Source organism: Acinetobacter sp. YH16040_T (assembly GCF_024605785.1).
Classification (GTDB): Bacteria; Pseudomonadota; Gammaproteobacteria; order Pseudomonadales; family Moraxellaceae; genus Acinetobacter; species Acinetobacter amyesii.
On record NZ_CP094541.1, the window covers coordinates 682,235 to 703,210 of the forward strand.

General features: G+C 41.9%; 21 protein-coding genes and 1 pseudogene. 19 read left to right on the forward strand and 3 right to left on the reverse strand.

Annotation, left to right across the window (positions count from 1 at the left end):
• The first annotated feature begins 4 nt into the window (after positions 1-4).
• Positions 5-2,020 carry a hypothetical protein gene (locus MST16_RS03240; protein WP_180009925.1) on the forward strand — a complete coding sequence of 672 codons (2,016 nt, stop codon included), beginning with the start codon at positions 5-7 and terminating at the stop codon, positions 2,018-2,020.
• 65 nt (positions 2,021-2,085) lie between these two features.
• On the opposite strand, the gene MST16_RS03245 is transcribed toward MST16_RS03240, so the two are convergent.
• Positions 2,086-2,634: an NUDIX hydrolase gene (locus tag MST16_RS03245; protein ID WP_180009934.1), complete on the reverse strand. Its 549-nt coding sequence runs from the start codon at positions 2,632-2,634 to the stop codon at positions 2,086-2,088.
• A gap of 126 nt (positions 2,635-2,760) precedes the next feature.
• Here MST16_RS03245 and MST16_RS03250 point away from each other — a divergent pair, with 126 nt between their 5' ends.
• The 9 genes from MST16_RS03250 to MST16_RS03290 all read left to right on the forward strand — a co-directional run bounded on the left by MST16_RS03250 (position 2,761) and on the right by MST16_RS03290 (position 11,116).
• A complete protein-coding gene (locus MST16_RS03250; protein ID WP_078191182.1) occupies positions 2,761-3,369 on the forward strand; it encodes a CoA pyrophosphatase in 609 nt (202 codons plus the stop codon).
• A 35-nt stretch (positions 3,370-3,404) separates the two neighbouring features.
• Entirely contained in the window at positions 3,405-3,935 is a 531-nt protein-coding gene (locus tag MST16_RS03255; protein WP_180009924.1) for a gamma carbonic anhydrase family protein, read from the forward strand.
• A gap of 162 nt (positions 3,936-4,097) precedes the next feature.
• A complete protein-coding gene (gene tsaB, locus MST16_RS03260) occupies positions 4,098-4,763 on the forward strand; it encodes a tRNA (adenosine(37)-N6)-threonylcarbamoyltransferase complex dimerization subunit type 1 TsaB (RefSeq protein ID WP_180009923.1) in 666 nt (221 codons plus the stop codon).
• 12 nt (positions 4,764-4,775) lie between these two features.
• On the forward strand, positions 4,776-5,600 hold the full coding sequence (locus MST16_RS03265) for an undecaprenyl-diphosphate phosphatase (RefSeq protein ID WP_078191179.1): 825 nt from the start codon (positions 4,776-4,778) through the stop codon (positions 5,598-5,600).
• Positions 5,594-6,412 carry a class I SAM-dependent methyltransferase gene (locus MST16_RS03270; protein WP_218946124.1) on the forward strand — a complete coding sequence of 273 codons (819 nt, stop codon included), beginning with the start codon at positions 5,594-5,596 and terminating at the stop codon, positions 6,410-6,412. Before MST16_RS03265 ends, MST16_RS03270 begins: the two co-directional genes overlap by 7 nt.
• Before the next feature lie 125 nt (positions 6,413-6,537).
• Positions 6,538-7,929 (forward strand): C13 family peptidase, encoded by a 1,392-nt coding sequence (locus MST16_RS03275; protein WP_180009922.1) that lies wholly within the window; start codon positions 6,538-6,540, stop codon positions 7,927-7,929.
• Positions 7,930-7,957: 28 nt separating this feature from the next.
• A complete protein-coding gene (fghA, locus tag MST16_RS03280) occupies positions 7,958-8,803 on the forward strand; it encodes an S-formylglutathione hydrolase (RefSeq protein ID WP_180009921.1) in 846 nt (281 codons plus the stop codon).
• A 130-nt stretch (positions 8,804-8,933) separates the two neighbouring features.
• Complete coding sequence (locus tag MST16_RS03285; RefSeq protein ID WP_180009920.1) at positions 8,934-10,040, forward strand: YjgN family protein; 1,107 nt, start codon at positions 8,934-8,936, stop codon at positions 10,038-10,040.
• 14 nt (positions 10,041-10,054) lie between these two features.
• Positions 10,055-11,116, forward strand: coding sequence for a M48 family metallopeptidase (locus tag MST16_RS03290; RefSeq protein ID WP_180009919.1), 1,062 nt, complete (start codon positions 10,055-10,057; stop codon positions 11,114-11,116).
• Positions 11,117-11,147: 31 nt separating this feature from the next.
• Here the strand turns inward: MST16_RS03290 and MST16_RS03295 are convergent.
• Positions 11,148-11,444: pseudogene (locus tag MST16_RS03295) on the reverse strand (DUF2218 domain-containing protein).
• Positions 11,445-12,047: 603 nt separating this feature from the next.
• Here MST16_RS03295 and rpe point away from each other — a divergent pair.
• The 9 genes from rpe to MST16_RS03340 all read left to right on the forward strand — a co-directional run bounded on the left by rpe (position 12,048) and on the right by MST16_RS03340 (position 19,970).
• A complete protein-coding gene (rpe, locus tag MST16_RS03300) occupies positions 12,048-12,734 on the forward strand; it encodes a ribulose-phosphate 3-epimerase (RefSeq protein ID WP_180005004.1) in 687 nt (228 codons plus the stop codon).
• Between the two features lie 614 nt (positions 12,735-13,348).
• A complete protein-coding gene (locus tag MST16_RS03305) occupies positions 13,349-13,867 on the forward strand; it encodes a hypothetical protein (protein ID WP_180009918.1) in 519 nt (172 codons plus the stop codon).
• 46 nt (positions 13,868-13,913) lie between these two features.
• Positions 13,914-15,896 carry a multicopper oxidase domain-containing protein gene (locus MST16_RS03310; RefSeq protein WP_180009917.1) on the forward strand — a complete coding sequence of 661 codons (1,983 nt, stop codon included), beginning with the start codon at positions 13,914-13,916 and terminating at the stop codon, positions 15,894-15,896.
• Complete coding sequence (locus MST16_RS03315) at positions 15,883-16,992, forward strand: copper resistance protein B (protein ID WP_257245673.1); 1,110 nt, start codon at positions 15,883-15,885, stop codon at positions 16,990-16,992. Before MST16_RS03310 ends, MST16_RS03315 begins: the two co-directional genes overlap by 14 nt.
• 300 nt (positions 16,993-17,292) lie before the next feature.
• The gene (locus MST16_RS03320) at positions 17,293-17,610 is read left to right on the forward strand and encodes a multidrug efflux SMR transporter (RefSeq protein ID WP_180009905.1); all 318 of its coding nucleotides are present in this window, start codon (positions 17,293-17,295) and stop codon (positions 17,608-17,610) included.
• Positions 17,611-17,665: 55 nt separating this feature from the next.
• Positions 17,666-17,983, forward strand: a complete 318-nt coding sequence (gene sugE / locus MST16_RS03325) for a quaternary ammonium compound efflux SMR transporter SugE (protein ID WP_078191206.1) — start codon at positions 17,666-17,668, stop codon at positions 17,981-17,983.
• 37 nt (positions 17,984-18,020) lie between these two features.
• Complete coding sequence (locus tag MST16_RS03330; protein ID WP_180009904.1) at positions 18,021-18,503, forward strand: methylated-DNA--[protein]-cysteine S-methyltransferase; 483 nt, start codon at positions 18,021-18,023, stop codon at positions 18,501-18,503.
• Positions 18,504-18,885: 382 nt separating this feature from the next.
• Complete coding sequence (locus MST16_RS03335) at positions 18,886-19,539, forward strand: nuclease-related domain-containing protein (protein ID WP_180009903.1); 654 nt, start codon at positions 18,886-18,888, stop codon at positions 19,537-19,539.
• Positions 19,540-19,601: 62 nt separating this feature from the next.
• A complete protein-coding gene (locus MST16_RS03340) occupies positions 19,602-19,970 on the forward strand; it encodes an SseB family protein (RefSeq protein WP_180005011.1) in 369 nt (122 codons plus the stop codon).
• Between the two features lie 56 nt (positions 19,971-20,026).
• Here MST16_RS03340 and MST16_RS03345 read toward each other — a convergent pair whose 3' ends face one another.
• A complete protein-coding gene (locus MST16_RS03345; RefSeq protein ID WP_180009902.1) occupies positions 20,027-20,959 on the reverse strand; it encodes a tRNA-dihydrouridine synthase in 933 nt (310 codons plus the stop codon).
• Positions 20,960-20,976: the final 17 nt, after the last annotated feature.

Consider the following 20,976-nt stretch of genomic DNA (forward strand, 5'->3'; position numbering starts at 1 on the left):
TAGGATGAAAAATAAAATTTTATTACCGTTTGCTTTAACGGCATTGGTTGCAGCGCTCAGTGGCTGTGGCGGTGAAAGTGCAAATGTGAATCCTGAAATTTATGATACCAGTACGACTAATGGTACTTGTAAAAGTAATACCGAAGGCTGTGTCGAGTTTGTTTTAGATTATCCAATTGAAGGTCTGAATTTTAATTGTTCGAGCGACGTTAAAAATACCTATATTACCTTGTTTGATCTAAAAGAAGGTGTTTCGACAGGTGCTTGTAAGATTGGCGATACGGTAACTTTCTTTGTCCAAGGTGAAAAATCACGTCGAATTGATTTGGGTAAAGTGGATTTGAAGCAAATTTCAAATGTAGCCAGTGGCACGACACCCCCACGTTTGACCTTATTGGATTTGGCTGCCGGCATCGCGGGTAAACCTGCTGCAACGATTTCAAATAGCGACGCAACGGTTAAAGTGGCCATGCGTTTAGCCAAAATCATTCAAGCCTTGGCATTGAAAAATAATAGCGCAGTTACAGCTACAGACATCCAAGCGGTTTATATCAACAATGCAGATAAAGTTTTGATTGATCAAATCACTCGAAATGTCGCGACAGCAGATTTCAGTATCAGTTCAGATACGGAATTTAATGACCTGTTTACACCTTGGCTAGACCTGTCCGAAGTCAGCAATGAAAATGCATTTACCTTAGTTTCAAAACTCATGAATATCTCAACGGCTGCGGTATATCAGCCTGAGTTTGCGTTATTTTCAACTGATGGCGTGATTACCAATGCCAGTGGTTCAAATGGACTGGTGGGCTGTGATAAAAATGAATGTTTGCCGACCGATAGTTCAAAAGTCAATTTATTTGGTCATTTCATGTTAATGACGGACCGCCAAGGTATGACCTTTGGTAGTGGTTTACAGTGGAAGGGCAAAGTTGATCAACAGTTGAGTACCATTGGTGGTGTGAATGTCTTGCTCTTGACACAGGTACGACCAACACGTTTAACAGCAACGCCGCAGGACAATTGGATTGATCCGCTTACAAAGCAAATTGATAAACCTGGCATACTGGGTTTCCGTTTTGATGCGGAAGAAGCCAATTCTGGCCCGCTGATTATTAAACAAGGGACGCTACTTGCCGACAAAATGGTGGTCGGTACAGGTGGAAGTTTATATAAAACTTTGATGGGTAAAAAAGACGATTATGTTCTGACGGCCGATGATAAGAAAAAATTAGGCCTATGGGAGCAAAACATTAACCAAGTGCAATTTAAAGGCACGATGGATTTATACAAGCTCTATCCGCTGTCGTATTTAGACAAAAAAGTCTTTAAGTCTGTTGAAAATGTTGCTGCTGGACAAAATTATATCTTCCCGTTATATGCAGATTTAACCTTTAAATTTACCGATACCTCGATCAAAACAGTGAAATTGGGTGTGGTGATTGACCGTAATGGTGATATTCGCACAAATATAAAATCTGGCGTGCCAGATGATGTATTTACTCGTCAAGATAGTCAAATTGTCGATTTGTCTACACACGCGACGGAAGGCTGTAGTGGAAAAGATGTGCTCGATCCACTGTTAATGAAAGATGACAAAGGTGTACAGCAATACCGTATCGGAACGACAACCCGTACCTTTACGCCTGAAGGGAATATTAATCCCAATACCATTTCGATTCGTATGATTTTAGCTGATCCATATTTCCACACGCTTGATGGTGCGTTAATTGGAATGAACTCAAGTGTGAAAACTTCAGCGGACACCTCAATGGTTGTGGGCGGTGCTTTAGTGCAGTTACACAATATGATCAATGCCAATGCAGGCACACGTCCCTCTGGCGTTGCTTTGACAGATTCGGATAATAAAGTGGTGAAATGGGGGAATAGTTTGGCCAGCTTTAGTTATATTTATAGCTTAAAAAATCCAAATGATACTGCAGCTGCTCAAACGGCGAAGTTAAGTGGCGGTGATATTTCCTTAGATTTAGCCCCTTGTTACACCATCAAGGCAAAATAATCGTTAAATATGAGTAAAATAAAAACCCATCTTATGATGGGTTTTTTAATCAAGAGACCAGCAAATTAACCTGTGTGATCGAGTCGCGTACCAAGGGTTTCGAGATGCATTTCAAATTGACCTGTTTTGCGGTCAGCAAAATAATGCCGCAGCGTTCTTTCCACACTTGGAAAGGCTAAATCATCCCAAGGAATTTCTTCTTCACTAAACAATCGAGATTCAATGGTTTCATCACCCGCACCAAACTCACCATTGATTAGTTCAGATTTGAACAAGGCATAAATTTGCCCAATACGGGGAATGTTATACATGCAATACAGTTGCTCAATATTGACTTCTGCTTCAGCTTCTTCGCGAGTTTCACGCGCTGCACCTTGCTCCATTGTCTCATAGAGTTCCATATAGCCAGCAGGTAATGTCCATAGCCCATAACGTGGCTCAATCGCACGACGGCAAAGTAAAACTTGATTGTCCCAAACGGCTAAAGCACCACAAATGACTTTAGGATTCACATAATGAATAAACCCACATGCGGTACAAATACGGCGTATCTGATGATCTCCAAGCGGGATCGCTTCTTTTGTTTTTTGTCCGCAGTTTGAGCAAAAGTTCATATTCATCGTCATGGATTGTGTGAACCGTCAGAATAACTTAAAAATAAAACTTTGGCATCATTTCTAACCAGCTTGGCCGAAATTCAGCTATGATGAAAACAAGATAATTATAAGGTTGTAATGTGGATGGATGAGGGTTTATTGACTCAGCGATTGCAGCAAAGTTTACGTTTTTCTAAGCGTATTCAACCTGCGCATGCTGCTGTATTGATTGCGATTACCCAAGAAGATAATCCACGTATTTTATTGACCCGCCGCTCGCTCTATATGAATAATCATGCCGGTGAAGTGTCCTTTCCCGGTGGCAAACGTGATGCCCAAGACACCAGTAATATCGTGGTGGCTTTAAGAGAAGCTCAAGAAGAAACCGCTCTAAATCCATTTGATGTGCAGCTTTTGGGTGATTTACCAATGCAAAAAGCACGGAATGGGATGTTGGTTAAACCGATCGTGGGATTGATCCCGCCTGACGTAAATTTGATACCTCAACCAACTGAAATTGACCGTATTTTTTTTGCATCATTAAGACAGCTTTTAGAAACGCCACCAACGCCGTATGAAGTTCGTTTTGCCCAGCAATCACTATATTTCCCCAGTTTAAGAGTTGAAAATGAAATCGTATGGGGCTTGACTGCACGGATGTTGATTTCCTTATTTCAATATGGTTTGAATTATCAAAAAGAATGGCCTTTTTTATTAAATTCTCCTTCATTTCATTTGGGCCGTGAGCCTTAAACCTTTTTTAGAAAGTCAAAATAGGATGTTTGATCATGTTGTACAAATTTCAAGGATATAGCCCGAAAGCCACGCATCAACCTTGGGATGGTTGGGTTGCAGAAAATGCAACGGTCATTGGGCAAGTTGAATTAGGCCGAGAAGTGAGTGTCTGGTTCGGAGCCGTCATTCGAGGGGACAACAGTCGTATCAAACTGGGTGATTTTACCAATGTACAAGAAAATGCGGTGCTGCATACCGATGCGGGCATTGAAATGATCATTGGTGATTATGTCACGATTGGGCATCAAGCCATGCTACACGGATGTACCGTAGGTGATAATAGTCTGATCGGAATCAATGCCGTGGTTCTAAATCATGCTGTGATTGGTAAAAATTGCATCATTGGTGCAAATGCTTTAATTCCAGAAGGGAAGGTGATTCCGGATAACTCTGTTGTGATGGGGTCACCGGGTAAAGTTGTTAAGACTTTAGATGAACAAGCGGAAGCACGTCTAAAAATGAGTGCCTTGCACTATGCCGCTCATTTTAAACATTTTACTCAACTCGAAGTCGCTGAACTTTAGAGCGCTATATATGGCAAGCAAAAGAGCCTCGACGTTTGTCGAGGCTTTTTTATAGATTAAATACAGAAAGCGCTGTGTCTGAGGTGGAAAATCTCGCGAACTGCGATGGAGTGGAGTATCATATTCAACGTTTTTTAAGATTAACTTTAATTAAGGTTGCGCATGAAATTACTGGCATTGGAAACTGCCAATGAGCAGTGTTCCGTCTCGATTGTAGATGAAACTCAAGAGCTTTATTTTCAACTCGATTTACGGGCAAAAGCGCAGACGCAAACCATTCTCCCAATGATTGAGCAAGGGCTTAATCAAACTGCTATTGAGTTAGCGAATTTAACTGCGATTGCCTTTAGTCGTGGGCCTGGCTCATTTAGTGGTGTTCGTATTAATGCAGCGGTAACACAAGCCTTGGCATGGGCCAATGACGTACCTGTTGTTCCAGTCTCGACTTTACAAGCTTTGGCTCAAGCGGCGCATCGTGTACATGGTTTGACTGAAGTAACTGCAGTCCTTGATGCACGCATGCAAGAAGTGTACATCGCCAGCTATCAACTCGATGCCAATGGCATTATGCAGGCTGTTGATGAAGAACAATTATTAAGCTACGCCGATGCCACACCACAGATCAAATTTACTGTCGTGGGTTCTGGTAGTGAGCTCATTCAATCAGAACAAACACAATACAAAGACTTAAGTGCAACAGCACAAGATATTGCTACTATTGCCCGCGAAGCGGCGCAAAGAAAAGCATGGGTGAGTGCTGAACTTGCATTGCCCGTATATTTACGAGATAACGCCTGGAAGAAAATTTCAGAACAAGGCAAGCCATAATTAGGGTTATATATGGATCTTCTACTGCTGCTCAAAGCGGCAATCATGGGTATTGTTGAAGGTATTACCGAATTTTTACCGATTTCAAGTACAGGGCATTTAATTCTGGCTTCAGAATTAATGAACTTTTGGACCAAAGAAAAAAGTGATGTTTTCGTGATCGCAATTCAAATGGGTGCGATTGCGGCGGTGATTTATGAATACTGGGGCCGCCTGTGGGGCGCAGCAACCGGTATGGTGACTGGTGAAGAAAAAGGTCGCCGTTTAGGTTTTGGCTTAATTCTCGCTTCGATTCCAATCGTATTGATTGGTTTGACGTTTGGTCAGACGGTGAAAGAGCTGCTGTTCAATAACATTGCGATTGCTATGGGGTTGATTATCGGTGGTTTGATCATTATTTGGATCGAAAAAAATCCACCGCAAGTGCGTGCCAAAGAAGTAGAAGATTTAACCATTAAAGATGCGATTTGGATTGGTTTAATTCAAGTTTTATCTTTAATTCCAGGGACTTCACGTTCAGGTGCAACCATTATTGGTGCCATGTTCTTAGGGGTTTCTCGTAAAGCAGCCACTGAGTTTTCATTCTTTTTGGGTATTCCGGTTATTGTCGGTGCAGGTTTGCTGGATTTATATCAAAGCTATGATGTATTTCAAGGCACTCAAGATTGGACTGTGATCGCCGTTGGTTTAATCGTTTCATTTGTCTCTGCATTGATTTTAATTCGTGCGCTTGTCGCTTATGTGGCAAAACGTGATTTCATGATTTTTGCGTGGTATCGAATTGTTTCAGGTTTATTGATTTTATTGTTCGCATTTACAGGCTGGAAATTATGGTAAGCGAAATCCGCTTATACACAGAACAAGAGTTTCATGAGAAAGCACAGCAGTATTCTGCTGTGCTTTCTTCACGTGGTGTATCTGTAAATATTGAATTGATTGAAAAATTAAACGCGCGTTTTTTACGTTTAAACTCTGAACTCAGTTTGTGTGTCGATGCAGATGGTTTGTGGTTAGCGGCCAATGGCATGAAGATGCAACCCGATTGGACAGCAGAAGTGGGGCGTTTAAAGCGAGCATCCTTAAAGTCTGAGATGATTGCACGTGCGTGTAATTTGGCTGAAAAACCACAGCTTGTAGATGCAACCGCAGGGCTAGGGCACGATAGTTTATTGATGGCACATCTGGGTGCGCATGTGACTCTTGTGGAACGTCATCCGATTTTATTTACCTTATTGGAAGACTCACATCAACGTGCGCAGCAAGATGCGTTTTTAAGTTCGGTTGTAGCTCGAATTGAATTGGTCTTTTCAGATTCGGCAGATTATTTGAAACATTTGTCGACGACCAATCAAATCTTTGACGTGGTTTATCTCGATCCGATGTTTCCGCAGCGAGATCAAAACCAGCAAGCCGTCAAAAAGCAAGCTCAGGTCAAAAAACAAATGCAATTATTGCATTTGCTGTTACCTGAAGATGGTGAGATGGATTTAGGTGATAATTTACTGGATTTAGCACAAAAAATTGCTAAACGTGTCGTGGTTAAACGTCCACGATTGGCGGTTTTTTTAGCGAATCAAGAGCCACAACATCAGTGGCAAGGTGATGCTTGTCGCTTTGATGCATATTTCCAACATGATCTTGTGACTTAAAATGATATTTGCTTCAATATTGTTCAAAGATTTGTTATATAGTTAAAAAATAGCATTGCTAAAAACGACATCAGGCATAAAATTATTTGTGCAATTAAGCAAGCCAAGGCCACCATCAGAACTCTATGATTGATTTCAAACCCTCCATCAATTTTTGGCATGATTTTAAAAGCAACCAAACTGCGGGGATGTGGTTATTTTTGGGGTCTCGTCGTTCTTTACAAATCGTTCGACCATCGATTTTACAATTGGTGTTTTGGGGGATTTTAGGTGGTTGTGCCAACAGTTTATTTAGTTGGCTCAGCACTGGGCGTATTGGCGAATTTAATGCCCAAGGTCTCATTAGCTACGCATTGTGGCCATTTATTGCTTTAATCGTGGGGATTTTCCTGTCACAACGTGTGAATAATCCACGGTTAATGTTGGTCCCAGCATTGCTCTGGTTGGTGCTTGATACGCACATCATGTTGTTTCAATGTTTGATTCAATATATGGGAGATCTCGATTTTCTCCCATACTTCCTATATGACTACATTCCAACGTTATTCATTATTCTATTTGTTTGGCAAAGTTTGGCTGTCGTTTGGGTATTTTCACGTGAGTTGAAATGGCCATGGTGGGAGCGGGCACTGATTATGGGTGCGACGCTATTTACTTTAGTCGTGTGGCAAGTCTCAGTCAAAGATCAGCCGATTTGGAAAGTGGAAGAAGTTCCACCAAGCTTTGCTGAAGATGCCTTCTATGCACAAAGCCGTTTGCTCAATAAATCCTTAGATGCAGTCGAATATGGTGAATTTGCCCAATCCCATTGGTACTTCTTAGGGGTGGCGGGTGCGAGTTATCAAGATGTCTTTAAACTGGAAATTGAACGGATTAAAGAACAGTTTGATACACGTTTTGGCACCTATGGGCGTTCGGTTGAGCTTATCAATAACCCTGCAACGCGCACTGAAATTCCGCTGGCATCTAAAACCAGTATGGAGTTGGCGCTGCGTCGTATTGGTCAACAGATGAACCGAGAAAGTGATGTCTTATTTTTATATATGACCTCACATGGTTTACCAAATGTCTTTGAAATGGAAAATGCACCTTTGGATTTGGCGCAAGTCGATCCTAAATGGTTAAAAGAAGCCTTGGATGCATCCGGAATTCGTTGGCGTGTAATTGTGATTTCTTCATGTTATTCAGGCAGTTTTATTCCAGCGCTACAAAATGATAATACTTTAATCATTACTGCATCGGCAGCAGATCGTCAGTCTTTTGGCTGTTCGAATGAAGCTGAATACACCTATTTTGGCCGTGCGTTCTTTGATCAGGCGATGCGTGAGCAGACCAGTATTCAAGCGGCATTTAATGAAACCAAAGCGACTGTAGCGAAATGGGAAGCAGCGCAAGGTTTCGAACCTTCTGAACCGCAGTGGTCGATAGGGAAAAACATGGCATTAATGTTGCCTCAATTAGAACAACGATTGTTCCCGCCGACGACTACTTCACCGGCTACGACGGTTACGCCTTAAAAGATAAAAAAAGTTTAGGATAAAGATCATGGAATTAGTACAACGAAATGCCTGTTTCTCGGGTGAGCAGCGTATTTATCAATTGGATTCTTCAAGTCTAAAAACCCCAACAAAGTTTGGTATTTTTCTGCCAGAAACAGCCTTGCAAGGCCAAGCGTGTCCTGCATTATTTTATTTGGCGGGATTAACCTGTACTGAAGAAACCTTTGCTATTAAAGCGCATGCTCAGCGTTTAGCTGCGCAGCTTGGCCTGATTTTAATCAGCCCTGATACTTCTCCACGTGGGGAACAGGTGGCGCAAGGCGATCATTGGGATATTGGGCAGGGTGCGGGCTTTTATATTAATGCAACGGAACAACCTTGGGCCGAGCATTATCAAATGGAACGTTTTATCACTGAGGAATTGTATTCGCTGGTACAGGCAGAATTTCCGGTACAAAAAGGTGCGATTGGCATATTCGGACATAGTATGGGCGGTCATGGTGCATTAACTTTAGCGTTGAAGCATCCTGACCTGTTTAAATCGGTTTCTGCTTTTGCACCGATTTGTGCGCCGAGTCAGTGTCCATGGGGCGAAAAAGCCTTTAATCAATATCTAGGTTCAGACCGTCAGCAGTGGCTTCAGCACGATGCTACAGCTTTAGTGCAAACCAAAGGGACTTTGTTTAAAGCCATTTTGATTGACCAAGGTATTGATGATCAATTTTATAGCCAGTTAAATCCAGCTTTGTTTAAGAAAGCGTGTGAGCAAGTTGGGCAGCCACTCGAACTGCGTGAACATGCAGGCTATGATCATGGTTATTATTTTATTCAAAGTTTTATGGACGATCATTTGCAATTTCACGCTGTCCAATTGCAAACAGTAGTTCATTAATCTAAAAGCCAGTGGTTAAAATTGTTGAGGCATAGCTTGCTTTAATATACGTATAAATAAAGCATGGTGATGAGCATTGCCATGCAAATGAATAAATTCGACATACCAAAAAAAATAATTTAGGGTACTTATGCAAAATTCACAAATGGAAACGCCGCTTCCGCCAGAGCTGCCCGTGATGAATTCACCGAGTCTATTTGGTGAGACAGAACAGGCTGATGTTTTGGGACGAAATTATCATTTTAGGTTTAAAGGTAATGCGTCTGAATATTTCGGTATTTGGATTGTGAATATCTTACTGACGATTGTCACGCTTGGACTTTATGCGCCTTGGGCAAAGGTCCGCCGTTTACGTTATTTTTACGGTAATACTTGGGTATTTCAGCGTCGTTTTGACTTTACTGGTTTGCCTACAAAAATTTTAGTTGGACGCATCATTGCGCTAGTGGTCTATGGTGGTTTCTCTTTTGCTGCAAAATATTCTTGGGAAGCTTTCTTAGCGGGCTTTGTCCTGATCTTTTTCGCAGTTCCTTGGCTCATCCGATCTACGATTCGTTTCCGTGCTCGCAACAGTAAGTTTAGTAATAGCCGATTCTTTTTTTCTGGGACAAATAAAAGCGCATATTGGTGCTTTGTTAAATGTCTTGCGGTAGTTGTCTTTACCCTCGGTTTGTTTACACCAGTTGCGGTCTGGCTATATAAACGTGAATGTCTGAATCATTTGTATCTAGGTCAGTTGAAATTTAATCTGAATAATACTTGGGGCGATTATATGCGTGCCATGTATGTGCCTTTATTTCTGTTTATGGGCTTTGGTGCATTGCTGGCAGTAATCTTTGCGATATTGTTTGGTAGTTCAGATGGTTTAAATGACGCATCTTATGTCTTCATTATTTTTGGGATGTATTTGATTGGCTACATGTTTATTTGGCCACTCACCGCTGCACGTATTTTTATCACCACTTGGAATAACACCACGTTGAGCCGCAGCCAGTTTCATACGGACTGTAATCAATGGCGCTATGCATGGATTGTCTTGAGTAATTGGTTGGCTAAAGTGATTAGCCTCGGTTTACTGACACCATGGGCAGTTGTACGACTATATAAATATCAGACTGAATCTTTGCACTTAATGTTGGTCGATGATCCAGACCAATTACACAATCAAATGCAGCAAGATCACAATGCGATTGCTGAAGAATTATCCGATATTTTTGACCTAGATATTTCCTTATAACGCAGGTGAATTACATGAAAACATCAGTAGTGAATGCAACCTATTATGATGGGAAAGTGTCAAAACCCTTTGTTGCTCAAATCAGCGCAGATGGGGAACATGCTGTGATTGTGCGTTATGGTCAAGACCTAGAACAAACGCAGCATTACACCTATCAAGATATGACGCTGATTGGTGCTTTAGGGGATATTCAGCCGGTGATCGAGTTAAAGGACGATGCTCGTTTAGAGTTTCATCAGCCTTTGCCAGAGTGGTTCAATCTCGACGTAAAGTCGCGTTGGCATTCGATTTGGAAGTTAGAGCGTTCACCCTCCTTAATCATTTTTAGTGTGATTTTCGTGGTGGCGTTTGCTTTTGTATTGATTAAATGGGGCATACCTGCGGCGTCGCATGTGGTGGCTAATCAACTGCCTGAGACAGCTTTAAAGAGTTGGGGCGATCAGGCTGAAAAATATATTATTGATATGACTGAACCCACAAAATTGCCACAAGCACGCCAAGATAAGTTGAAGCAAGAATATCAACAATTCGTGGCTGAAAATCGTCCTGCGAAGTTGTTATTCCGCGGTGGTGGCAGCATCGGTGCAAATGCATTGGCGATACCCAATAACACCATTATCGTGACAGATGAGTTGGTTAAATTAGCGAAAAATGATTATGAGTTAATTGGTGTACTTGCACATGAGCAGGGGCATTTAGTTCAACGCCATAGTTTGCAGCAAAGTTTGTCAGGTTTAGGCATCAGTATTATTTTGTTGATGATTACAGGAGATGGCTCTGACATTCTTACCAGTTTGCCGGTGGCTGCGGTGGGTGCGAGTTACTCTCGAGATTTTGAATCTGAAGCAGATTTATATGCCCTAAAACAACTTTCAAAACATCAAATTCCAACGGCACATTTTGCAAACTTCTTACAACGTATGGAAGATGAAGCTGATGGTGAAACAGCAAAAGAGAAAGGTGCAAAGGATGAAAGTGCCAAAGATCAGAGATCTTGGACAGACTTCTTTGAGTCACATCCAGCGACGAAAGCCCGTATTGATGCAGTCAGAAATTACCAATCACATCAGCATTGAGTGAAAGGCTTTGACAATATGGCGACGTAGACTACGGTTCGCGTTGCCATATTGCACTGAGTTCTTCTTGCCCCATGCGGATCAAATGATCTAATACCACATGTTCCAATTGATCTAGATTTGCACTTGGATCTTGGGCTGAAATCATCACGTCTAAAAATGCAGCTTGTGGTAAAAGACTGACTTCTGGAGAGGGCAGTTGAATCTTGAATGCAGTATTTTCTCCAATGATCTGTTCATTGACTTCAAATTTATGTTTCCAATGATTGACTAAGCGCTTAGCAACACGTGCTGCTTAGGCGGTGGTGATGTGTGTTGAACTTTTCATAGATGCAATTTTATTGTTAAGTCGTCAGTTCTTTAACTTAGTAAAGAAAATGGATGCCCGTTAAGTTTAAAAATGCAACGCTGTGTTTCTATCCCTGAGATCTTTATCCATATTAATCACTGATGCTACGCACGCAAAAAATAATTTTGCATTTTTAAAATGATATTTAAGTCAATTCGCCGGAGTCTTACATCTAGGGCTTAAATAAAGGGATTAGCCTTCGGCTGGAGGTACTCTTACGAAACGATGTTTCGCATTAGGCAAAATGAGCAGCGAAGCTTCGCAAGGAAACCATCTTGCAGAGCAATGCTCCTCACCGCAAAACTCGCTCTCTAGCGTCTATTTATTTAAAGTATTGCAAAAAAAAATTGATGAGAAGTCGTGCTGTCTCAAACAATTGCGGATGACGTTACCGCGTATCGTTCTTTTATTTGAACCAATTTCGCTTCTGATGTTACTGCGTAACATCAGTTCATCCTAGGTTTCTTTATTAGAGAGATCTCAATCATTGGCATCGAAAAAACGACTAAGGGCATGGGCAGCGAATAGGGGGACAATTTGCTATAATGCGTCAATCACTCCCTTTTCAAAGCTAGGTTTTTCATGTCCAAGCCATTCTTAATCGCACCTTCAATTTTGTCAGCAGACTTTGCGCGCTTAGGTGAAGAAGTTGAAAATGTTCTAGAAGCCGGTGCAGATGTTGTTCATTTCGATGTCATGGATAATCATTATGTACCGAACTTAACTTTTGGTGCGGGCGTTTGTAAGGCATTGAAAAAATACGGCATTAAAGCGCCAATTGATGTGCATCTAATGGTTTCACCGGTAGACCGTATGATTAGTGATTTCTTAGACGCTGGTGCAGATATCATCACTTTCCACCCAGAAGCGACTGACCATATTGACCGCTCTTTACAGTTAATCAAATCTGGTGGTGCGCAAGCAGGCTTGGTGTTTAACCCTGCGACACCTTTGCATTATTTAGACTATGTTTTAGATAAAGTTGACCAAGTCTTGTTGATGAGTGTGAACCCTGGTTTTGGCGGTCAAAAGTTCATTCCAATGACTTTAGAAAAGCTGCGTCAAGCACGAAAAATTATTGATGCTTCAGGTCGTGATATTCGCTTAGAAGTGGATGGTGGTGTTACCCCAGCCAATATCCGTGACATTGCTGAAGCTGGTGCAGATATGTTCGTTGCAGGTTCAGCGATTTTTGGTAAGCCTGATTATAAAGCTGTGATTGATGACATGCGTTCTGAATTGGCAAAAGTGCATGCTCAAGAGGCTTAAGCCTTTGGGTATAAGTTATTCATGGCTTGTGGATAACTATATGGATAACCGTATGGATATCTGTGTAGATAAGTATATGGATAACTTGAATAAATTATAAACGATTGTGCATCAATGGTTTAATAATTAGACGTATTAAGTATAAAAAGGACTCAATTGAGTCCTTTTTATATGGGTCAAAGTATTTGAAATATTGTGTATTTATTAATCTGTGGTAAATAATTAATCAGTTTAAAAAATAACTTTTATGTTTTAACTAGACGATATGCGCTGATTTTTATGATAGCGCAATAAATTTAAAACTGTTGTGAATAACTGCACAATTAATTATGCTGTTAGCAACTATTGAGATACGCTGCGACTGGCAAAACACATCATCGATCGCACTGGATAATGCTTTTAGATATTTCTGAATGTATTTTTCATGATGGATAAATCGGTCCAGCTGCATGTCATGTTGATACGAATGTCATGTAATTGCATTTGAATCGTAAATAACTTCATCATGGTGTTTCATGCAGATTTCGGCTGAGCTGATCGCGTGATGTTTCTAAGGATGTGTTATTCGGGACATGTTGTCACAGTGCATCATTGGGTTGAATTAGGATACTAAATTGTTCAATTTTTTGCGTAAGCATCTTGGCTTTGCTTGGCTCATGGCGTTTGTCATGGGGTGGAGCAGCGTGGTCAGTGCACAGCAAAATTTTCAACATCAACAAATGATGACTGCGAATGCCCATCAGGCATCAGTTCATGCAGCACATACTGATCCTTCGCATTTTAAAATGGCAAATTGCCATCAAAATCAGCGGCAAGCTGTTCCTGAGCATGCAGCACATCATGGCAAGCAGACGACACCTGAAGTCATTTTAACGATGGATTGTCATCAATCTTTAGATTCGCCATCTGCACTGCAAGATGGTCAGGCGCATCATTCAACGACACAAAGTACAGACTGTCGTCAGGACTGTACACTCGCACATTGCCAAATCAGTACCTCTTATGTCGATAGCGCCTTGGTCGCATTGCAGACCTTCCATGTGTATCACTATGCAGAACCCCCTCGTTTCATTTTTGCTGGACAGCATTTAAAAGGCTTTTGGCAAGAAATTCTAAGACCCCCGCAAGCTTAACCTGAGTTTTAAATACGTTTTTTCGTTATTTTATAAAGGTTAAGTCATGTCTAATTTATTTAAATCAGGCCTCGTGCTCGGGGTATGTCTGCTGTCACCAACGTGGGCGTTTGCAGCCATTAAAGAATATCATCTGAATATTGATGAAAAGACCATCAATTTGACTGGTAAAGCGGTCAAGAAAATCAACGTCAATGGTCAGTTTCCAGCACCTTTACTGGAGTTTGAAGAAGGCGATGATGCGGTCATCCATGTGCATAATCAGCTCAAAAAACAAAATACCTCGGTGCATTGGCATGGTCTATTGCTGCCCGGTTTAATGGATGGTGTACCCGGTTTTAATGGTTTCAATGAAATTCAGCCCGATGGTAGCTTTACTTATAAATTTAAGGTCCGTCAAAGCGGAACCTATTGGTATCACGCGCATTCCAAAGGCCAAGAACAAGACGGATTGTATGGCGCTTTGGTAATTTATCCGAAAGGCAAACAAGCACTTGCAGCACATGAACAGACGCAACGTGATTATGTGGTCATGCTGTCGGATTTTCATGAATCATCTAGCACTCAGATTATGGCAAATCTAAAAAAGTCTGCCGAATATTATCAAAATCAGCGTGAAACAGTTTCAGATGTATGGACGCAAATTCAACAAACGGGTTTGAAAAACATATGGCAAGACCGTTCGATGTGGAATCAGATGCGTATGCTGAAAACGGATTTGTCTGATGTCACGGGTTATGCGTTTTTAGTAAACGGCAAAACACCACAGCAGAACTGGACGGGGATGTTTAAGCCCAATGAAAAAGTCAGACTTCGTTTTGTAAATGCTGCGGCCATGTCGTTTTTTGATGTGCGTATTCCTCAGCTCAAAATGACGGTGGTGAGTGCAGACGGTCAAGCGGTCAAACCAGTCAATGTTGATGAATTCCGCATTGGTGCTGCGGAAACCTACGATGTGATCGTAGAGCCTAAATCTGCGCACTATCAGATAGAGGCTGAGTCGATCGATCGGACAGGATTTGCGATAGGCACTTTACATGATGAAACGCAGCCTCAGCACTCAGGCATTCACATGCCAAAAGCTCGGCCACGCGCTTTGCTGACCATGGAAGATATGGGCCATGGTTCAATGTCGGGTATGGACCATAGCAACATGGGACATACGGCTACAGGTTCAACCCAAACTTCAGCAAGCCAGCAAGCGAATGCTCATGAGCACAGCGCGCATACTGTCAATCCATCAAATATTCAGCCGAATCAAGCACATGATCATGCTGCAATGGGGCATGACATGGACCATTCCCCAATGCCTGCGCATACTACTATGCAGCATCCAGATATGCATAAACAGAACATGTCTGATTCAGCGTATGCCAATATGGATCATAGCGTGATGGATCATTCCTCTATGAACCACTCTTTAATGGATTCATCAACGAAGCATGATATGCATGCAGCGATGGAACATGCACAGTCTAAAGAGGAGAAGCAGGCAGTTGAAAATTCAGCAACGGTTATGGGTTGGGCCAATGCATCAACACCTATGGGTGATAAGGCACTGCAATATAGTGATCTAAAAGCGTTAACCCCGCAGCCTGATACACGTGAAGCGACGCAAGATTTGGTTATTCATTTGGGTGGAACGATGGAACGCTACATGTGGACCATGAATGGCAAAAAATTCAGTGAAGCCGAACCACTTCAGGTGAAATATGGTGAACGAATTCGACTGAAATTTGTCAATGACAGCATGATGGCGCATCCGATGCATTTACATGGCATGTTTATGCAATTGGAAAATGGGCAAGTGTCTTCTGAAATGCCAAATAAACATACGGTGATTGTGCCGCCGGGGAAAACTGTCACGGCTCTGTTAACGGCCAATGAATTAGGGGAATGGGCGATTCATTGTCACTTGCTGTATCACATGTCTGCAGGGATGATGAATAAACTTGTGGTCGCAAATGTCGCGGAGAATACTAAAACGGCATCTGTGCCGCAAAAGGAGGTGTCTCATGCGCATCATTAAACCATGCACGTATACGGTATTGAGTTTAGCTTTGGCATCGGTCACTCAAATGACCATGGCGCAAGATGCACATCACAGCATGCCGATGTCAGCTCAGCATGAGCCGCATCCCTCACATGATTCGTCGCATCAAGAGATGCAAACAGGGATTGAATCGAGCCAGATAGAGCATACTGCAGAACATGCAGAACATGCAGAACATGCAGAACATGCAGAACATGCAGAACATGCAGAACATGCAGAACATGCAGAACATGCAGAACATGCAGAACATGCAGAACATGCAGAACATGCAGAACATGCAGAACATGCAGAACATGCAGAACATGCAGAACATGCAGAACATGCAGAACATGCAGAACATGCAGAACATGCAGAACATGCAAATGCATCATCTATTGCGTCACGTGCTGCTTCTGCGCAGCACCCTGTTGATCATAAGCGTGAACATGGTGGACAGATTTATCAAGCGACTGAGATCGACAGTCGATGGCTCAATAATGCCGATGGCCGAGGACGTTTAAAGACCGAAATTGAGAGTCGAATCGGGACCGATGAAAATAAGCTCTTCATCAAACTACATGCCGATAAAGCCGAATCTCAAGACGCAGATTATGCGGCTCAAGTGATGTATAGCCGTATGATCTCCGACTTTTGGGATGCGCAAATTGGCGCACGTTATCGGGTCGATGAACATCAAGTGACGGACAAGGAACAGTACGATGCTGCGGTGGGTGTGCATGGTCTGGCACCTTATTTCTTTGAAACCGATGCTTATCTATATTTTGGTGCAGATAAACAGGTCAGTTTTTCTTTAGAAACCGAACGTGATCTGCTGCTGACGCAAAAATTGATTTTAAAACCGTATCTGAACCTAGATGTGGTGCTGAGTGATGATTCTGCCTATGCACAAAAAACAGGACTCAGTTCTGTATGGCTAGGGCTAGAAACACGCTATGAAATCAATAAAAAGCTGATGCCCTTTATTGATGTTGCTTACAGCTATGAAAAAGGAAATCAGCATACGGCATGGCAAGCTGAAAATGGAAGTGAAAAGCAATGGTGGTATGGCGCAGGTGTACGTCTGAAGTTCTAATCGGCGAATAGACCAAATAAAGAGGGCATCATCAACAGGTTTTGGTGATGCCTTTTTTATTTCTGAATCTGTCCTTTGAACAGACATGCTATGTTTTGGCGCAAATCATCTGCACTAGAGTTTTACTCAACTGAATAACGCCCTGAATTTGGTCAAAAAATGTAAAGACTGCACTAAAAGTCAGCATATTTGCTATACTGAGACAATATTCGGAGGAACGACCTCCCTTACATCTTTGTTCAAAGCCAGTAAGAAAAATCGTCAGGACGACCTGACTCTACTAATATGGAGGAAGGCATCATGGCCTGGGTTGTTCTGGTATTCGCTGGTATTTTTGAAATCGTTTGGGCCTATTCGATGAAGCTCTCAGAAGGCTTTACAAAACTTGGCCCAAGTTTAGTCACTTTATTTTTTATGATCCTGAGCTTTGGTTTATTGGCCTATACCATGAAAACGTTGCCTCTAGGAACGGCTTATACCATTTGGACTGGAATCGGCGCGATTGGCTCTTTCCTCGTGGGGGTGTTTATACTCGGTGAGCCTGCAACTGCTATGCGGATGTTAACCACAGTACTGATCATTTCTGGTCTAATCTTGATGAAATTATCTTCAAGTTAATATGTTTTAAAGCACAGCGGTCATTGACCTCTGTGCTTTTTTTATGGGTAAAAATATGGCTTGGGTTTTATTAATTGTAGCGGGATTGCTTGAGGTGGTTTGGGCCTATTGTATGAAAGTCTCTGAAGGCTTTAGCAAACTGACGCCAAGTATTTTGACCATCGTTTTCATGATCGCAAGTTTCGCTTTATTGTCTTATGCAATGAAATCCTTACCGCTGGGTACAGCCTATACGGTGTGGACAGGGATTGGTGCAGTGGGTTCATTTATCCTCGGCATCGTTGTATTGGGTGAACCTGCCAATGCCATGCGCATGCTAGCTGCGGTACTGATTATTTCAGGACTGGTCTTGATGAAATTATCGTCCTCCTGAATAATGAAGTGCTGCGATTTTGAGCTTGGAGTATCTCATGCAACTTTCTTATCAGTTTTTAAATTCGCCCGTTGGACAATTAAAACTTGTTGCACATGAAACCGCATTGGTGGCTGTTCTTTGGGAAAATGAAAACCCTAATCGTGTGCGATTGGCGGCTTTGGTTGAAGATCTGCAACACCCGATTTTGCTCAAAACCGCACAGCAATTAAATGAATATTTTGCGGGTAAAAGACAGCAATTTGACTTGCCGCTAGACTTTGAAGGTACCGCATTTCAGCAACAAGTTTGGCAAGCTTTATTGACGATTCCTTTTGGAGAAACTCGCAGTTATAAACAAATTGCAGAGCAAATCGGCAATGTCAAAGCCGTACGTGCTGTCGGTGCAGCCAATGGTAAAAATCCAATTTCAATTATTGCACCCTGTCATCGTGTCGTGGGCGCAAATGGAAAATTAGTGGGTTTTGCTGGTGGTCTAGAAAAGAAAGAAATATTGTTAAAAATTGAGAAATTACAATAAAATAGAAAATATACTTATTTAATTGATGTTACGCAGTAACATCAAAGCACAATTCGCTTCAAAGAAAGAACGATACGCGTTAACGTCATCCGCAAGTGTTTGAGACAGGATGCCGCCTAATCAAAAATGTTTTTGCGATGCTTTGAATAATTTGACGGTGGTGAACGAGTTTTGCGGTGAGGAGCATTGCTCCGCAAGATGGTTTCCTTGCGAAGCTTCGCTTCTCATTTTGCCGAAACAAAAGTACCTCCAGCCGAAGGCTAATCCCTTTATTTAAACCCTAGATGTAAGACTCCGGCGAATAGGCTTAAAAATCATTTTAAAAATGCGAAATTACTTTTATGTGGGTAACATCAGTAATTTAAAGTAATGAATCAAATCAATGAATCTTTCTCAAATTTTTGCCCCCCTCATTTCGACGTTTTGGTGGCTAATTCCATTGTTACTGATTGTGGGGGCAATCAAAGCATTTAAACCATATTTAAAGGGGAAAATGGGGGAGTTTGCTGTCACCGTTCATGTCAAACTTTATTTGAAAGACCATTATATATTGTTAAATGATTTGACCTTACCAGATGGCGAGGGAGCTACGACTCAGATTGATCATCTTCTTTTAAGCCCTTTTGGTGTGTTTGTGATTGAAACTAAAAACTATAAGGGCTGGATTTTTGGGAGCGAGAGACAAAAACAATGGACGCAAAAGATTTATAAAAAAAGTTTTAAATTTCAAAATCCAATTCACCAAAATTATAAACATATGAAAGTGTTACAACAGGTGTTGAGCGATATTGTGGATAAAGACAATATGCATTCTGTGATTGTTTTTATGCCTGAAGTGGTGTTTAAAACAGAGATGCCGTCGAATGTTTTTCGGGGTACAGCTTGGGTGGACTATGTTCAAACTTTTCGGCAACCCGTGATCTCTGAAATGAAACTTAAACGAATACAGTTGCGTTTAGAAAAAGAAATTTTAGAAAAATCGTGGAAAACAAATCGACAGCACGTTGAAGATTTAAATCAACGGCATAATTCATAAACTTCCTGTATGCTGTGGATTGTGAACAGTATCTGACTGATAAAAATAGACGGACAATAACAATGAACGACACGCTTCAACATCTTTATGAATCGACTTTAGATCATCCTGAGCAATACCAAGACTTTTATCAGCAACTTTTAGCCAACCAAGTGTATTGTTTGGGTGAGCGTGATGCTGAGCAGCATTTACATTTTCAATTGATGGAAACGGAGCAGGGCGAGCAAGCCATTCCATTCTTTCTGAGTCTTGCGATGCTTCAACAGGATGTTGGCGCAGATGCAGAATTTGTCATGATCAGTGCTGAAAAATTATTTGCGATTACCAAAGGCGCAAGCTTGGTGATGAACCCGACTTCGGAACATCCGAAAGAGTTTTTGGCAGATGAGATCGACGCAATTTTAGAGTTTGCTAAACAACAAAGCCTTTGAACACTGTAGGTGTGATCAAAGGCTCTGCGGCTACGCTGAGATATGTGCTTTAAAACTTACATACCAGCTTTGAGTTTTTCCACGATTTCATCGAGTGGTTTGACACGTTTTACTTCATCCCAAAGGACTTTGGCTTCTGGGTAATGTTTCGACATCATGCCGAGCCATTGTTTATAACGACCGACCATATTCATTTCTTTTTTATACGAACCGTTTAAGAAACGAATTTGTAAGCCAAGCAGTTCATGCCATGTAATCAGCGGCTCATCGGTATTACGACGAATACACTGTGTAATGTCAGGGGTGGTCACCGCAGCACGACCAATCATCAGGTCTTCACAACCAGATTCGAGTTGGCATTGTTTGGCATCGGCATTGTTCCAAATTTCACCGTTGGCAATCACGTTAATTTTCAATGCTTCACGAATGGGTTGCAACTGATCCCAAAAGGCAGGCGGGGTATAACCATCGGCTTTGGTTCGCGCATGGACTGTAACCCATGCGGCACCCGCATCTTCGATGGCATGCGCATTTTCCATGGTGAAGTTATGATCCATATAACCCAAACGCATTTTTGCCGATACAGGAATATGACTCGGAACAGCATCACGCACAGCTTTGACTAACTCATACACCACTTCTGGTTCATCTAGCAGAACTGAACCACCACGGTGGCGATTGACGGTTTTTGCAGGACAACCAAAGTTCATATCAATCGCAGGTGCACCAAGTTCTACTGCGCGTACAGCATTTGCCGCGAGCATGGTCGGATTGTTACCTAAGAACTGCACATGAACCGGTGTTCCTGCTGCAGTTTTGCCGTCATTGTTCAGTTCGGGACAATAACTATGATAAATATGGTCGGGCAGGACAGAGTCCGTGACACGGATAAACTCGGTTACACACCAGTCAAAACTCCCAACATGCGTCAACACATCTCGCATAATTGGGTCGGTTAAGCCTTCCATCGGCGCAAGAACAAGTTTCACGGTCACACAGCCAAAAA